We start from the raw sequence: 15,289 nt of genomic DNA, 5'->3' as shown, positions 1-15,289 counted from the left end.
CGCCAGCCTTTCCCGCGGCAAACGGGGCGCCCTCTCGATCAACGGCGCGGGGAAGCGCATGGCCGACACATCGATGGACGAGCACAGGGCTTGTTCGAACCTCTCGAATTCGGAGTATTTAAGAGGATTCGCAAGCATTCCGGAGTATGTTTTAGGATCAAGGAGAAGAGAACGCTCATCGCCGTGAGAGAAAGCGACAGACAAATATATCGGTCGATACCAAATTTGCCAGCTGAGCCCAAATTGCGATATCCTATTTCTGTGACGCTTTTTCACCCCTCCGCGTCTTGTTGCCGCTTTTTTATCCCCCTTCATTTTGTATAATCGTAACCAAAAAAGGAGGAATCATGTTGCGAAAATGGATCATGTCTTTGCTCGCTGTCGGGCTTATGTTTGGACTAGCAGCCTGCAGCGGAACGAGTGATGCGAAAGGGAAAATTGTCATTACCGGCAAGAAGTTTACCGAGCAAGTCATTTTGACGCATTTGCTGGCGGAATATGTAAAAGCCAATACCGATTTGGATGTTGACGTGAAAGACAGTTTAGGCGGCGCGTTTATGCTCCAGCAAGCCATCGAAAACGGAGATGTCGACATGTATGTCGAGTACACCGGGACGGGGTATTTGAACATTTTAAAACAGCCGTACGATCCTGCGAAGACGCCCGAACAAATTTACAACGAAACGAAGAAATTATATAACGAAAAATACAACATCGCTTGGCTCAAACCACTCGGATTTAACAACACCTACGCCTTGGCCATGCGCAGAGACTTGGCGGAAAAGCTCGGGGTGAAAACGTACTCCGATTTGGTGAAACATTCGTCTTCCCTTACGTTTGGGTCAGACGCCGAGTTTTTTGAGCGAAGCGACGGCTATGACGGGCTTGTCGATACGTACGGGTTCCAATTCAAGAAAAAAGTGACGATCGATCCGGACTTGCAATACGAAGCGGCGAAAAACGGCGAAATTGACGTCATCACCGCCTACACGACCGACGCCCGGATTAAAAAATACGATTTGGTCGTATTGAAAGATGACAAACAGTACTTCCCGCCGTACCACGCTGTGCCGATTATCCGCCAAGAAGTGTTGGACGCCAACCCGGGGCTTGAGGAGAAACTAAACAAGTTGGCCAATATTTTAACCGATGAAAAAATGATGGAATTAAATGGTGAAGTGAACTTGGAAGGAAAACGGCCGCGTGAGGTGGCGATTGATTTCTTAAAAGCGGAGGGACTGATCGACTAGAAAGCGAGGAATGTGGATGATTCGGTTTGAAAACGTCACGAAACAGTATGAGGACGGCTTTGTCGCCTTAAAGAATATTAATCTCGACATTCGCAAAGGAGAGTTGGTCGCCTTGATCGGGCCGAGCGGGTGCGGAAAAACGACGACGATGCGGATGATCAACCGCTTGATCGAGCCGACTTCAGGCAAAGTGTACATCGACGGGCAAGACATTTCCCAGCTCGACCCGGTTGATCTGCGGCGCAACATCGGCTACGTCATCCAGCAAATCGGCTTGTTTCCGCACATGACGATCGCGGAAAACATCGCACTCGTGCCGAAGCTGAAAAAATGGGAAAAACACACCTATGAAAAACGGGTTGACGAATTGCTTGAGCTCGTCGGCCTGGATCCGGCGACGTTTAAACACCGCTACCCGTCGGAACTGAGCGGCGGGCAGCAGCAGCGCGTTGGCGTCGTCCGCGCCTTGGCCGCCGAGCCAGACATTATTTTAATGGACGAGCCGTTCAGCGCTCTTGACCCGATCAGCCGCGAGCAGCTGCAAGATGACATCGTCCGCCTGCAAGAAGAGATTCACAAAACGATCGTCTTTGTCACCCACGATATGGATGAAGCGATCAAAATCGCCGATCGGATTGCGCTCATGAAAGACGGGGAAATCGTCCAGTTCGCGACGCCGGACCAAATGCTCCGGCGGCCGGCGAACTCGTTCGTCCGCGAGTTTATCGGCGAAGACCGGCTGCGGACCCGCCAGACGGCCGTGCCGACGGCGGAAGATTTAATGTCGGCGGACGTCGCGACGATCTCGCCGCGCCGCGGTTTGGCCGAGGCGTTCCGATTGATGAAAGCGAAAAAAGTCGACAGCCTGGTCGTGGTCGATAAAAAGCAGGCCTTTCTCGGCATCGTGACGCTGAAACAAATTGAACAGCGCTATCAAGAAGAGCATTTGTTAGTCGCCGACATCGCCGATTACGATGTGACGACGCTGGCGAAAGAAGCGGACGTCACGAACGTCGCCGCCCTGTTCCAAGACCCGGATGTGCGCATCATCCCGGTGCTCGATGGCGACCGGCTCGTCGGCGGGATCACGCGCTCGAGCATGATGCGCGCGCTCGCGGAGTGGACGTTCCAGCAGCACGCATGACGACAATAACGGGGGCGAACGACGGCCAAAAACGGGGCGCCCCGTTTCCCGCCATCGGGCTAGAAACTCGCCGCTCGTTCGCCTGAATACACACGCCTCATGTTGAGAAGGCAGAACCGCTTGTCTGCCAACAGGATCGGTTCTGCCAGTGAACCAAAACCTTGCCAATCTTTCAGTTTCAGCCCGTGACCGAGCGGCAGCCATCCGCTGCCGCTTTTTCCGCCAAGGAGGGATACAATGGAATTATTGCAAACATTGATCGAACGAAAACATGACATTTGGATTGCGTTTCAAGAACATGTGCTGTTATCGGCCATCGCCATGGGCATTGCGATCGTCATAGCCGTACCGCTCGGCGTCGCGTTGACGCGGTATCGCAAACTCGCCGAGCCGATCATTGGAGTAGCCGCCATCATTCAAACGATTCCGAGCCTGGCCTTGCTTGGATTTATGCTTCCGATTTTCGGCATCGGCAAACTGCCGGCAATCATCGCCTTGACGCTGTATGCCTTGCTTCCGATTTTGCGCAACACCTACACCGGCATTCTCGGCGTCGACCCGGCGCTTGTCGACGCGGGGAAAGGGATGGGGATGACATCGCGGCAAATTTTATGGATGGTGGAACTCCCTCTCTCGCTCCCTGTCATCATGGCCGGCGTCCGCACGGCGACGGTGCTGACGATCGGCGTCGCCGCCCTCGCGACCTTCATCGGCGCCGGCGGGCTTGGCGACTTGATCGACCGCGGCTTGCGCATCGCCGACAAAAACTTGATTTTAGCCGGCGCCATCCCCGCGGCGGTCTTAGCGATTGCCTTTGACTGGCTGCTGCGCAAAGTCGAAAAGAAAGTGACGCCGAAAGGATTGTGACAGGCCATTGGCCCTAACATGGAAACACAAACTTGAGGACGCCATGTTCCTAGCTTGCCTGCCTGGAAACGAGCCGGCATCAACTAGCAAACACGACAGTGCGCGTACCAAGGCAATCTGGAACCGTAAGGCAGTGTCCCATTATAAAAAACAAGCTGTCTCTGAGCTTACGAAAGCCACCCGGCAAGCGGGTGGCTTTCCTTGTACCTGCACTACTTTACCTCCACCGTCTGACTTTGGCGAATGGCGTGGCGCAAGTCGTCCAAAATGTCGTCGATCGCTTCCGTGCCGACGGACAGGCGCACAAGGCCCGGGGTGACGCCAGCGGACAGCTGTTCATCCGGGCTCAGCTGCTCGTGCGTCGTGCTGGCCGGGTGGATGATGAGCGATTTCGAATCGCCGATGTTGGCCAAATGAGAGAACAGCTTGACCGAGTCAATCAGTTTTTTGCCGGCTTCAACGCCGCCTTTGATTTCAAACGTGACGATCGCCCCTTGCCCGTTCGGCAAATATTTTTTCGCCAGTTCATGGGACGGATGGCTCGGAAGGCCTGGATAGTTGACCGATTCGACCGCTTCTTCCTCTTCTAAAAACTTGGCGACGGCGAGCGCGTTTTCGCTATGGCGCTGCATCCGCAAGTGGAGCGTCTCCAACCCTTGCAGCAGCAAAAACGCGTTAAACGGCGACAACGCCGCTCCTAAGTCGCGCAACAGCTGAATGCGCGCTTTCGTGATGTACGCCGCTTCGCCGACGGCATCGACATACACCAAACCATGATAGCTCGGGTCCGGTTCAGTGAATTCCGGGAACTTGCCGCTTCCTTTCCAGTCAAACTTGCCGCTGTCGACAATGACGCCGCCGATCGAATTGCCGTGCCCGCCGATGAACTTCGTTGCCGAGTGGACGACGATATCGGCGCCGAATTCAATCGGCCGCAACAAGTACGGGCTCGCGACCGTGTTGTCGACAATAAGCGGAATGGCGTGGCGATGGGCGATGGCAGCCACCGCTTCGATGTCGAGCACATCGTTTTTCGGGTTGCCGATCGTTTCGGCAAACAACGCTTTCGTTTTATCGGTGATGGCGTTCTCGAAATTTTCCGGGTCGGACGAGTCGACGAACTTCACCGTAATGCCGAATTTGCGCAACGTATGGGCGAACAAGTTGTACGTGCCGCCGTAAATGGACGAAGACGAGACGATTTCATCGCCCGCCGACGCGATGTTGATGAGCGAATAAAACACCGCCGCCTGCCCCGATGAGAGCGCGAGCGCCCCCACACCGCCCTCTAACGCCGCGATCCGTTTTTCAAGCACATCGTTCGTCGGGTTCATAATGCGGGTGTAAATGTATCCTTCCTCTTTCAAGCCAAATAAATTGGCTGCATGCTCGCTGTCGCGAAACACATATGAACTCGTTTGGTAAATCGGCACCGCCCGCGAGCCCGTTTCCGCATCCGTTTTTTGCCCGGCGTGGATGGCGAGCGTTTCCGGGCGGAAAGCGCGTTCTTCACTCATCGTTTTTATCCCCCTCTTTTTTGTTTCTTCCTCTCCCGCTCATCCTGGTGTCTATATCCAACTAATTCAGTTGGTTTTATATAAAAATCTACCATTTCCGCTGTGGGCTGTCAATTGTATTTTTCAAAAAATCTAAAAAATCTCCTTATAGGAAAAGCCCGCTGATTGGCGGGCTTTTCTTGCCATTTAGCGCTTCTTGATTTCTTCGACAAGCAGCTTGTTGACAAGCGGCGGGTTCGCTTGCCCTTTCGTCGCTTTCATCACTTGCCCGACGAGGAAGCCAAGGGCGCGGTCTTTGCCGTTTTTGAAGTCCTCGACCGACTGCGGGTTGGCATCCAACACTTCGAGCACGATTTTGCGCAGCGCTCCTTCGTCGGAAATTTGCACGAGCCCTTTTTCTTTGACGATTTGTTCCGGGTCGCCGCCTTTTTCGACGAGTTCTTTAAACACTTTTTTCGCGATTTTCGACGAAATCGTGCCGTTTTGGATCAGTTTGATCATCCCTGCCAAGCTTTCCGGCGTCAAGGCGATGTCATGGAGCTCTTTTTGCTCGGCGTTGAGGTATCCCGATACTTCGACCATGAGCCAGTTGGACGCCAGTTTCGGGTCGGCGCCGTTGGCGACGGTCGCTTCAAAGAAGTCGGCCATTTCTTTCGTCAAGGTGAGCACTTTGGCGTCGTATTCCGGCAAGCCCCATTCCTCGATATACCGCTTCCGGCGGGCGTCCGGCAGCTCCGGAATCGAGGCACGGACGCGCTCTTTCCATTCGTCGTCAATATAGAGCATGACTAAGTCCGGCTCCGGGAAGTAGCGGTAGTCTTCCGATCCTTCTTTGACGCGCATCAAAATCGTTGTTTTCGTCGCTTCGTCAAACCGCCGCGTTTCTTGACGGATGACGCCGCCCGAGAGCAAAATTTTCTCCTGCCGCTTCGCTTCGTATTCCAACCCCATGCGAACGAAGTTGAACGAGTTGAGGTTTTTCAATTCCGTTTTTGTACCGAACTTGTCCGACCCGATCGGACGGAGCGAAATGTTGGCGTCGCAGCGGAGCGACCCTTCTTCCATTTTGCAGTCGGAAACGCCTGTGTACTGGATGATCGCTTTTAATTTTTCCAAGTAGGCGTACGCTTCTTCCGGCGAACGGATGTCCGGTTCCGAGACGATCTCAATGAGCGGCGTCCCTTGGCGGTTAAAGTCAACGAGCGAATAGCCGTCGCCTGTGTGCGTCAATTTGCCGGCGTCTTCTTCTAAGTGAATGCGGGTGATGCCGATTTTTTTCTTTTTCCCGTTCACTTCGATTTCGATCCAGCCGTTTTTGCCGAGCGGCTGGTCGTATTGCGAAATTTGGTACGCCTTCGGGTTGTCCGGATAAAAGTAGTTTTTGCGGTCAAATTTCGTCTCGGTCGCGATTTCGCAGTTCAACGCCATCGCCGCTTTCATCGCAAACTCGACCGCCTGGCGGTTCAACACCGGCAGCACGCCCGGATACCCTAAGTCGATGACGTTCGTTTGCGTGTTCGGGGGTGCGCCGAACGCGTTCGGGCTGCTGGAGAAAATTTTCGATTTCGTTTTCAGCTCGACGTGCACCTCAAGTCCGATGACCGTTTCAAAGTTCATCACCTAACCCCCCTTACAACACCGGTTTTTGCTTATGGTAGTCGGTCGCCTGTTCAAAGGCGTGAGCGACGCGGTAGACCGTGCTTTCATCGAAGTGCTTGCCGATGATTTGCAAGCCGACCGGCAAGCCGCCGACAAAGCCGCACGGCACGGAAATGGCCGGCACGCCCGCCAGGTTGACCGGGATCGTCAAAATGTCGTTTGCGTACATCGTCAGCGGATCACTCGTTTTCTCGCCGATTTGAAACGCTGGCGTCGGCGTGGTCGGACCGATGATGACGTCGTATTGGTCAAAGACGTTTTCGAAGTCGCGCTTGATCAGCGTCCGCACTTTTTGCGCTTTTTTGTAATACGCATCGTAATAGCCCGAGCTTAAGGCAAACGTCCCAAGCATGATGCGGCGCTTGACCTCGTTGCCGAACCCTTCGCTTCGCGTCAGTTTGTACATGTCGATCAAGTTTTTTGCGTTGTCGGTCCGATATCCGTAGCGAACGCCGTCAAAGCGGGCAAGGTTGGCCGATGCTTCCGACGAAGCGAGCAAGTAGTATGTCGCCAAGGCGTACTTGGAATGCGGCAGCGACACTTCTTCCCATGTCGCTCCAAGTTTCTCGAGCACATTGAGCGCAGCAAGCACCGACTGGCGCACGCCTTCGTCGACGCCTTCGCCGAAATATTCTTTCGGCACAGCGATTTTCAAGCCTTTGATATCGCCCGTCAACGCTTCGACATAGTTGGGCACCGGGATGTTCGCTGATGTCGAATCCATCGGGTCAACGCCAGAAATCACTTGCAGCAAGTAGGCGTTATCTTCCACCGTACGCGTAATCGGGCCGATTTGGTCGAGCGATGACGCAAACGCGACAAGCCCGAAGCGCGACACGCGGCCGTATGTCGGCTTCAATCCGACAACCCCGCAAAACGCCGCGGGCTGGCGGATCGAACCGCCCGTATCCGAGCCGAGCGCAAACGGCACTTCGCCGGCCGCCACCGCCGCCGCCGAACCGCCGCTGGAACCGCCCGGAACGCGCTCTAAGTCCCACGGGTTGCGCGTCAGCTGAAACCCGGAGTTTTCCGTCGACGAGCCCATGGCGAACTCGTCCATGTTCAACTTCCCGATCGTGATCGTCCCTGCGGCATTCAACCGCTCCATGACAGTGGCGTCGTAAATCGGGTCAAAGTTGTACAAAATTTTGCTGGCGCATGTCGTACGCAGCCCTTTTGTGACGATGTTGTCTTTAATGCCGATCGGCAAGCCGAACAGCGGGTTCGTTTCTTCGCCTTTGGCGAGCTGGTTATCCAACTCTTTCGCTTTCGCCCGCGCCTGTTCTTCATTTAATGTTAAAAACGCTTGCACTTTCTCTTCCACTTCATCGATGCGGCGGTACGATTCGTCGACTAAATCGAAAATCGACACTTCTTTTTTCTTCAGCAACGTATGTAATTCTGACACGGAATGGTCAAAAAGCGACATAAATCCCCCTCCTTACTCTAAAATGGCCGGCACACGGAACTGGCCGTCTTGCTGATCTGGCGCGTTTTTCAACACTTCTTCGCGCGGCAGCCCCGGTTCTGGAATATCCTCGCGCATCACGTTTCTCATATCAAGCACGTGCGATGTCGGCGGTACGTTTTCCGTATCCAGCTCATTCAACTGCTCGGCAAACGTAATGATGGCATCAAGCTGTTTCGTAAACATCTCCGCCTCTTCCTCCGTAATCGCCAACCGCGCCAAGTCGGCGACGTGTTTGACTTGGTCAATGGAAATTCGCGACATTGTGTTCACCTCCGACATGGTCGACCTTCCACAATACTATGATGATACCAAACGTTTAGGAAATAAAGCAACCATCCGGCCATCTTTTGCCTAGTTGTCCGTTGACACATCCGAACATATGTACTATAATGGCCGTAACAGGCGAAAAAGGGGGAATGATGACGATGAGTGAAGCGCTGCTCGCCCAAGTGCACGACCGCCTGAACGCCATGGACGGTACGCTGCAAAAGCTCGTGAACGGCCAAGAGCGGCTCGAGCGGGAGCAAATCGCCATTCGTCAAGAACAAGAAGAAATCCGAAAAGAGCAACAAGAAATTCGCAGAGAACAGCAAGAAATCCGGAAAGAGCAACAAGAAATTCGCAAAGAACAGCAAGAAATCCGCCTGGAACAACAGCGGCTGCGCCAAGAACAAGATTCGCTTCGCGCCGGGCAAACGGAATGGAACGGCATCGCGGCTGCTCTTCTCCGCTACCAAAAAACAGACGCGAAGCTGGAAGCTCTCACCGCTGACGTCCACCAGCTTCATCACGAATTTGCCTCATTGAAACAAACCGTGGACCGCTTCGAACAAAAAATGAACTCCCACTGCGAACAATTGACCGCCCAAATCGAAGACATCAAGCTGGACTTGAATTTTATCGCCCACCGCACCGTCGATAACGAGCGCATCATTTACAAGCTGAAAGAAAGGTTGTTCCGCTAATCGATTCCCAGTCTAGGAGGAGGTCGCCGTCATGCATGTCGCGTTTGATCATCTCGTCCACTTAACCGAACGGCCGGAGCAGGTGAAAACAGCGTTTGAACAATGGGGGTTTACAGCTATCCATGGCGGACGCCACCCGTCGTGGGGAACGTATAACGCATTATGCTACTTCGAACATTTGCGCTACATTGAATGGATCGCCATCGCCGATAGGCAGACGGCGAAAACGTGCGGAAATCCGCTCATCGCCCAGCTTGTCGCCGACTGCCAAGAAGGAAACGGCTTCTCCCAATTTGCCTTCCGCACGGACAACATCGAAGCGGTGGCAGCACAGCTCAAACGAAACGGATTCACCCCGGTCGGCCCGTTCCCCGGCAGCCGCGAGCGCGATGACGGCAAGCGGCTCACATGGTCGATGCTGTTTATCGAAGACGACACAGACGGCACGTTTCGCTATCCGTTTTTCATCCAGTGGGGCGACGATGATGACGTGCGGATGAACGAGCTGGCGCCGCTCATGCGCCACCCGGCCGGCTCTATTTCGCTGTCGTCGATTAGCGTCTACACCCTCGATCTCCAGCGGGCGATCCATGGCTACCGCCGGCTGTTTGACCTGCCCGAACCCGATGTCGGGCGCGATGAGACGGGAGCGTACGCGGAGCTCGCTGTCGGCGGCATCGCGCTTCGGTTGTACGAGGCTGACCGCCGCCATCCATCGACGCGCCCGTTTTTGTGCAAATTGGCCGGTTGGCCCAGCCATCGCCACATGAAAGTGGACGGCGGGACGTATATCGGCTCTAAACTATGATGGACGCTCTTATTCTCGCATATCCCCCTTTGCGGTCGAATACCAATGAAGTAACCGCGTCAGCGACGCCTTGCTGCGGAAATCGGCAAAGGGGGGAATCCAACCGTGTCCCATCCTTATGTTTCTCCAAAACTATCAATGGAAACGATGATCTCGATCATTCGCAACGGCTTAAAGAAACCGTCGTCCCCTCAACATATCGTCACCATCGGCGCCGGCATGGCCGGGCTTGTCGCGGCGTCACTGCTGAAGCAAGCCGGCCATCGCATCACCATCTTAGAGGCGTCCGAGCGGGTCGGCGGCCGAATTTACACGCTCCGCTCCAACTTCCGTGACGACCAGTATCTCGAAGCCGGCGCGATGCGCATTCCCCACACCCATCGATTGACGCTCGAATACATCCAAAAATTCAACTTGCCGCTCCATCCGTTTATCAACAGCACCCCGCGCGACATTGTATATTTTCGCGGCGTGAAAGCGCGCCTTGACAAATATGAGCGGCATCCCGGCCTCTTTGGCTTTCCGGTCGCCCCGCATGAACGGGGCAAAACCGCTTCCGAGTTATTGCAGATGGCCATTCGCCCGGTCGTTCAATTCATTGCGCAACACCCGGAAAAACATTGGCCGATCGTCATCGAACAGCTCGACCGCTACTCGCTTGACTCGTATTTGCGTTACAACCCGTTCGGCCTGTCGTTGTCCGTGGGAGCCATCGATATGATCAAAGCTGTTCTCTCATTAGAAGGATTCCCCGAACTTTCGTTTCTTGAGATGTTGCGTGAACTCATGGTGCTGTTTACGCCGAATATTCGCTTTTACGAAATTGCCGGCGGAAACGATCGGCTTCCAAAGGCCTTTTTGCCGCAGCTGAAGGATGACATCCTCTTTAGCCATAAAGTGCAAAAAATCGTGCAAACCGAAAACAGCGTCACCATTCATGCGACCCATACGAAAATTCTCCAACCGTTTCAAACGACCGCTGATCGGGTGATCGTCACCATCCCGTTTTCCGTTTTGCAGTTTGTCGACATCGAACCGCGCCATTCATTTTCCGAAAACAAATGGAAAGCGATTCGCGAACTCCATTATGCGGGCTCAACGAAAACCGGCATCCAATTTAAAACACGGTTTTGGGAAAAAGAGGGGATGTTCGGGGGCAAAACCGTCTCGGATTTGCCGATTCGCTACACCCAATACCCGAGCCAAGGCATCGGCACGGCCGGGCCGGGAGTGGTGCTAGCCAGCTATACGTGGGAGGACGACACGATCCCCTGGGACAGCTTAAGCGATGAAGAGCGGCTTGAATATACGTTGAAAAACTTAGCCGTCATCCACGGCGAACAAGTGTACCGTGAATTTGAAACCGGAACAAGTCATAGCTGGGTGCGCTATCCGTACTCCGGCGGCGCCTTCACGATGATGAAGCCCAATCAGGTGACGGAGCTGTCGCCGTATATCGTGGCCCCCGAAGGAAGGGTGCATTTTGCCGGCGAGCATGCTTCCACCCACCACGGATGGATTCAAGGCGCCATTGAATCCGGCATCCGCGTCGCGTATGAAGTGAACAACTCGCCAGCTTAGCAGCATCTCTACCGGCGGAGCGGTCAACCGCTCCTTCATGTTCCAGAACAGCGATGATGGCGGAACTTTTTCATCCGCTCATACAGCGTTGAAACATCCTCAGCGCTGACGATCAGCTCGAGGTCCTCCGGCGCGGCGAATCCGTTGTCGACTGTATGCCGAAGCAAATGAAGAAGGGGATCGAAAAACCCTTCCACGTTAAGCAGGCCGATCGGTTTTTGGTGGAGGCCGACGCGCGACCATGAGAGCACTTCAAACAGCTCTTCATACGTCCCATACCCGCCTGGCAGGGCGATAAACCCGTCGGCCGCCTCATACATTTTCGCCTTGCGCGTATGCATCGTATCGACAACCACTAGCTCGCTCAACCGGTCATGCGCCACTTCCCGGGCTTTCAAAAATTGAGGAATGATCCCGACCACGCGTCCTTGATGGCGAAGCGCCGCCTCCGCGACTTCCCCCATCAAGCCCCGCATCCCGCCGCCGTAAATGAGCGTCATGCCGCTTTGGGCGAGAAACGTTCCGAGCGCTTTCGCCGCTTCCTTATATTTCATGCTTCGTCCGTAACTTGATCCGCAAAACACACAAATGGCTTTCATGATCGTGACACACCTTTACTCGCATCTAAGTCCTCATTATTTTACCAGTCTGTTTTCCATCCGGCAAATCACACCGACGGGCTGCCAGCGAATTTGTTTTCACCAGCTTTTCGAACCGTAACATCGCAAAAAACACATCCCCTCTGGCTCGTCCAGAGAGGATGCGGCACGTTGTGTTGTCATTGATAAATATGCACAAACGGCTCGTCCGCTTTCGCCTGGCGTACGATGAGACTTTCCGGCTGGCCGGCTGAAGAGATGTAGACGTTGACAGCGATATAGTCTGGAAACTTCTCCATCACTAAACCGGTCACATATTGCGTAAAGCCGATTACCTCTGCTTTCCCATAAAATGGGATCGTCATATTGATCGTCAACTTTTGCAGTTGGTCGTTGACATACAGCCCTTTGCCGACAATGCCAGTGTAGTTCGGGAAAAAGTCTTCGACATCTGACTTAAAGTTATTGAACTTCAGCCAGTCGTCGCGGTGATTTTCTTCCGCTTCATCGGACGGGAATAAATAGTATTCCTCGTTCACCGCTTCCCACTTATCGATCGTATTTCTCCCCTCATCAATATGGGTGACGGCGAAAAAATGCCCTGGAGTGACGGACGAGCGCGGCGCCTGTTTGTACAAGGCGATCGTGATCGGCACGTTGCCGAGCCCTTTTATATTTCGTAACCGTTTCAACACCTCGGCGGCGATCCGCTTTCCTTCCCGTTCGATGACATCGTCCTTGAGTTTAACCTCACGCGGGTAGCCTTGCTCGGTCGCGTAATAGTGGACGGAGTTTAACGCCAAGCCGATGGCAACACCGCCAAGTTTTACCTTGTCGTTATCGACTTTCACTAAGTAGTCGTGCTCCAAAATGCTGGCCAAATAAATTGGGCTTTGTTTGTTTTTTTGCTCATTCGTTCCTGTATCGCTCATTGGCGGGTTTAAGCCGATGTTGTCTTCCGGTTTCATTTTCTCTGCCCTCAGCTGACTGTCCGTCCGCTTGCGGGCGAGCCATTTTCGGACTGTCTCACCGTCCAAATATTGTCCCTCTTGGAACAAGTAATCGTCCGGGGAAAATTGTTCGGAGGCCAAACGCATGAGTCCGGTCTCAAACTCATCAACATCAAGGCGCGTGTTTAAATCGTTAACTACCTGTCCGCGCGCCCCGGACGGCTTAAATGGCAAGACAACGCGGTAATGCGAATCAGAAATATTGTATTTCGGAATGACAGCTTCTTGCTCTTTGCTTCCTTTGTCTTGCACAACTTGTTCGCCTTCGTCAAATTTTGGCGCGCACGCCGACAACAAACAGACGGAGACGAGCCCGAGGACGGCAAGCCGCTTTCGGGCCCACTTCGTCCAACGGCAGGCAACCAAGCTGCTGAGCGGTGAAATTCGTTTCATCGTTCCCCCCTGCTTATCTCTTGCAAAAATCGTGTTTCGTCCCACACTTCAATGCCAAGTTGCCGCGCTTTCTCAAGCTTCGATCCGGCATCCTCGCCGGCGATGACAAGGTCAGTACTGCGGCTGACGCTGCCGGTGACGCGCCCGCCAAGCTGCTCGATCTGTTGTTTCGCCTCATTGCGCGACATCGCGGCAAGTTTGCCGGTCAAAACGACCGTTTTGCCGGCGAATGCCGAATCAACCGGCGCTTCCGCCGCCCGCTTCGGTCCTTTGTACGCCATATTAACCCCGTAGGCGCGCAGTTCATTGAGCAGTTCGACCGCTTCCGGTTGGGCGAAGAACGCCGTGATCGCATCCGCCATCTTCTCCCCGATTTCGGGGACGGCCATCAACTCCTCTTTCGTCGCCCGTTCGAGCCGCTCCATCGTTTCAAAATGCTCGGCAAGCAGTTGGGCTGCTTTCGCTCCGACGTAGCGGATGCCAAGGCCAAACAGCAGCCGTTCAAGTGAATTTTGCTTCGACGCCTCAATCGCCGCAAGCAAGTTGGCCGCCGACTTTTCCCCCATCCGTTCCAACCCGATAAGCTGTTCCTTCGTCAGGCAGTACAAATCGGCGACATCACGGACAAGGCCGGCGTTAAACAGCTGGGTGACGACTTTTTCGCCCAGGCCCTCGATATTCATCGCTGCTCTTGAGGCAAAATGGATGAGCCGCTCGCGCAGCTGGGCCGGGCAGTTCGGGTTCAAGCAGCGGAGCGCCACTTCCCCCTCGAGACGGACGAGCTCGCTTTCGCATTCCGGGCAGTGCGTCGGCATCGTAAACGGCGTTTCGTCCCCGTCGCGCCGGTCAACGACGACGCCGACGACTTCAGGAATAATGTCGCCTGCTTTTTTGATCGTGACAGCGTCGCCAATCCGGATATCTTTTTCGCGAATAAAGTCTTCATTGTGAAGAGTGGCGCGCTGCACCGTCGTGCCGGCGACGCGGACCGGCTCTAAAATCGCCGTCGGAGTGACGACACCGGTGCGGCCGACGTTCACCTCAATGCCGAGCAACGTCGTAACGACCTCTTCGGCCGGGAACTTGTAGGCGATCGCCCAGCGCGGGCTTTTCGCTGTCGCGCCAAGCGCTCGTTGTTGGGCGAATGAATCGACCTTAATGACGATGCCGTCAATCTCATACGGAAGCTGCGGCCGCTTGTCATGCCACTCGTTGATAAAAGCGATCACCTCATCGATATTGGCGCAGCGCCGCCGCTCCGGGTTCACTTTAAAGCCGAGCGCCTGCAAATAATCAAGCGCCCCGCTGTGTGAAGCGATGCCGAGCGCCTCGGCGTCGGCTAAGCCGTATACAAACAAATCCAGCTGGCGCGACGCCGCCACTTTTGGATCCAACTGGCGGAGCGAGCCGGCCGCCGCGTTGCGCGGATTGGCGAACAATTCCTCACCGCGCGCCTCCCGCTCCTCGTTCAAGCGCAAAAACGATGCTTTCGGCATAAACGCCTCGCCGCGCGCTTCAAGCGACACCGGTTCTGTCAGCCGCAGCGGCAGCGAGCGGATCGTTTTCAAATTTTCCGTAATGTCTTCGCCCGTCGTCCCGTCACCGCGCGTCGCCCCTTGGACGAAATAGCCGTCCTCATAGCGGACCGAGACGGCGAGGCCGTCGATTTTCAATTCGCACACATACGCCGCCTCGTCAACTTCCTGGCGGACGCGGCGGTCAAAATCGCGCAAGTCACCCTCGTTAAATGCGTTGGCCAGGCTCATCATTGGAACGCGATGCGTCACCTTGCGAAACGCCTCAAGCGGCGGGCCGCCGATGCGCTGAGTCGGCGAATCGCCTGTTTTCAAGTCCGGATACTGTTCCTCAATGGCGACAAGTTCCTGCATAAGCCGATCATACTCGGCATCCGGAACGGATGGGCGGTCAAGCACATAATATTCGTACCCGTAGCGGTTTAACAGTTCGCGCAGCTCGGCCGCGCGCCGTTCGGCTTGTTGGCGGTCCATACGTTCACCCGTTCTC

13 protein-coding genes are annotated in these 15,289 nt (G+C 54.7%); 6 read left to right on the top strand and 7 right to left on the bottom strand.

All coding sequences use genetic code 11. The features are described from left to right. Window positions 1-347 precede the first annotated feature (347 nt). From M493_RS01575 to M493_RS01565, 3 genes are all read left to right on the top strand, one after another. The gene (locus M493_RS01575; protein WP_020958514.1) at window positions 348-1,250 is read left to right on the top strand and encodes a glycine betaine ABC transporter substrate-binding protein; all 903 of its coding nucleotides are present in this window, start codon (window positions 348-350) and stop codon (window positions 1,248-1,250) included. Between the two features lie 16 nt (window positions 1,251-1,266). Continuing rightward, on the top strand, window positions 1,267-2,394 hold the full coding sequence (locus tag M493_RS01570) for a betaine/proline/choline family ABC transporter ATP-binding protein (protein WP_020958513.1): 1,128 nt from the start codon (window positions 1,267-1,269) through the stop codon (window positions 2,392-2,394). Between the two features lie 237 nt (window positions 2,395-2,631). Continuing rightward, window positions 2,632-3,261, top strand: a complete 630-nt coding sequence (locus tag M493_RS01565) for an ABC transporter permease (RefSeq protein WP_020958512.1) — start codon at window positions 2,632-2,634, stop codon at window positions 3,259-3,261. A 212-nt stretch (window positions 3,262-3,473) separates the two neighbouring features. On the opposite strand, the gene M493_RS01560 is transcribed toward M493_RS01565, so the two are convergent. The 4 genes from M493_RS01560 to gatC all read right to left on the bottom strand — a co-directional run bounded on the left by M493_RS01560 (window position 3,474) and on the right by gatC (window position 8,169). Continuing rightward, window positions 3,474-4,778, bottom strand: a complete 1,305-nt coding sequence (locus tag M493_RS01560) for a homocysteine synthase (protein WP_020958511.1) — start codon at window positions 4,776-4,778, stop codon at window positions 3,474-3,476. Window positions 4,779-4,964: 186 nt separating this feature from the next. Next, the gene (gene gatB, locus M493_RS01555; RefSeq protein ID WP_020958510.1) at window positions 4,965-6,395 is read right to left on the bottom strand and encodes an Asp-tRNA(Asn)/Glu-tRNA(Gln) amidotransferase subunit GatB; all 1,431 of its coding nucleotides are present in this window, start codon (window positions 6,393-6,395) and stop codon (window positions 4,965-4,967) included. Between the two features lie 13 nt (window positions 6,396-6,408). Then, window positions 6,409-7,866, bottom strand: coding sequence for an Asp-tRNA(Asn)/Glu-tRNA(Gln) amidotransferase subunit GatA (gene gatA / locus M493_RS01550; RefSeq protein ID WP_020958509.1), 1,458 nt, complete (start codon window positions 7,864-7,866; stop codon window positions 6,409-6,411). A 12-nt stretch (window positions 7,867-7,878) separates the two neighbouring features. Then, a complete protein-coding gene (gatC, locus tag M493_RS01545; protein WP_020958508.1) occupies window positions 7,879-8,169 on the bottom strand; it encodes an Asp-tRNA(Asn)/Glu-tRNA(Gln) amidotransferase subunit GatC in 291 nt (96 codons plus the stop codon). A 158-nt stretch (window positions 8,170-8,327) separates the two neighbouring features. Here gatC and M493_RS01540 point away from each other — a divergent pair, with 158 nt between their 5' ends. From M493_RS01540 to M493_RS01530, 3 genes are all read left to right on the top strand, one after another. Then, complete coding sequence (locus M493_RS01540; protein ID WP_020958507.1) at window positions 8,328-8,873, top strand: hypothetical protein; 546 nt, start codon at window positions 8,328-8,330, stop codon at window positions 8,871-8,873. Window positions 8,874-8,904: 31 nt separating this feature from the next. Continuing rightward, window positions 8,905-9,681 carry a VOC family protein gene (locus M493_RS01535; protein ID WP_020958506.1) on the top strand — a complete coding sequence of 259 codons (777 nt, stop codon included), beginning with the start codon at window positions 8,905-8,907 and terminating at the stop codon, window positions 9,679-9,681. A 105-nt stretch (window positions 9,682-9,786) separates the two neighbouring features. Beyond that, window positions 9,787-11,262, top strand: coding sequence for a flavin monoamine oxidase family protein (locus tag M493_RS01530; protein ID WP_020958505.1), 1,476 nt, complete (start codon window positions 9,787-9,789; stop codon window positions 11,260-11,262). Window positions 11,263-11,297: 35 nt separating this feature from the next. Here the strand turns inward: M493_RS01530 and M493_RS01525 are convergent, their stop codons facing one another. From M493_RS01525 to ligA, 3 genes are all read right to left on the bottom strand, one after another. Continuing rightward, on the bottom strand, window positions 11,298-11,861 hold the full coding sequence (locus tag M493_RS01525) for a TIGR00730 family Rossman fold protein (protein ID WP_020958504.1): 564 nt from the start codon (window positions 11,859-11,861) through the stop codon (window positions 11,298-11,300). A gap of 179 nt (window positions 11,862-12,040) precedes the next feature. Next, complete coding sequence (locus M493_RS01520) at window positions 12,041-13,264, bottom strand: CamS family sex pheromone protein (RefSeq protein ID WP_020958503.1); 1,224 nt, start codon at window positions 13,262-13,264, stop codon at window positions 12,041-12,043. Beyond that, window positions 13,261-15,273: an NAD-dependent DNA ligase LigA gene (gene ligA / locus M493_RS01515; RefSeq protein WP_020958502.1), complete on the bottom strand. Its 2,013-nt coding sequence runs from the start codon at window positions 15,271-15,273 to the stop codon at window positions 13,261-13,263. Before ligA ends, M493_RS01520 begins: the two co-directional genes overlap by 4 nt. Window positions 15,274-15,289 lie beyond the last annotated feature (16 nt).

Source organism: Geobacillus genomosp. 3 (assembly GCF_000445995.2).
GTDB lineage: Bacteria > Bacillota > Bacilli > Bacillales > Anoxybacillaceae > Geobacillus.
The sequence above is the reverse complement of the archived record's forward strand: the minus strand, read 5'-3'. Positions and strand labels throughout refer to the sequence as shown.

What these genes read in the sequence shown, in the direction of transcription:
- M493_RS01575 (WP_020958514.1), top strand. Translation starts at nt 348, where the DNA reads ATGTTGCGAAAATGGATCATGTCTTTGCTCGCTGTCGGGCTTATGTTT.
- M493_RS01570 (WP_020958513.1), top strand. Translation starts at nt 1,267, where the DNA reads ATGATTCGGTTTGAAAACGTCACGAAACAGTATGAGGACGGCTTTGTC.
- M493_RS01565 (WP_020958512.1), top strand. Translation starts at nt 2,632, where the DNA reads ATGGAATTATTGCAAACATTGATCGAACGAAAACATGACATTTGGATT.
- M493_RS01560 (WP_020958511.1), bottom strand. Translation starts at nt 4,778, where the DNA reads ATGAGTGAAGAACGCGCTTTCCGCCCGGAAACGCTCGCCATCCACGCC.
- gatB (WP_020958510.1), bottom strand. Translation starts at nt 6,395, where the DNA reads ATGAACTTTGAAACGGTCATCGGACTTGAGGTGCACGTCGAGCTGAAA.
- gatA (WP_020958509.1), bottom strand. Translation starts at nt 7,866, where the DNA reads ATGTCGCTTTTTGACCATTCCGTGTCAGAATTACATACGTTGCTGAAG.
- gatC (WP_020958508.1), bottom strand. Translation starts at nt 8,169, where the DNA reads ATGTCGCGAATTTCCATTGACCAAGTCAAACACGTCGCCGACTTGGCG.
- M493_RS01540 (WP_020958507.1), top strand. Translation starts at nt 8,328, where the DNA reads ATGACGATGAGTGAAGCGCTGCTCGCCCAAGTGCACGACCGCCTGAAC.
- M493_RS01535 (WP_020958506.1), top strand. Translation starts at nt 8,905, where the DNA reads ATGCATGTCGCGTTTGATCATCTCGTCCACTTAACCGAACGGCCGGAG.
- M493_RS01525 (WP_020958504.1), bottom strand. Translation starts at nt 11,861, where the DNA reads ATGAAAGCCATTTGTGTGTTTTGCGGATCAAGTTACGGACGAAGCATG.
- M493_RS01520 (WP_020958503.1), bottom strand. Translation starts at nt 13,264, where the DNA reads ATGAAACGAATTTCACCGCTCAGCAGCTTGGTTGCCTGCCGTTGGACG.
- ligA (WP_020958502.1), bottom strand. Translation starts at nt 15,273, where the DNA reads ATGGACCGCCAACAAGCCGAACGGCGCGCGGCCGAGCTGCGCGAACTG.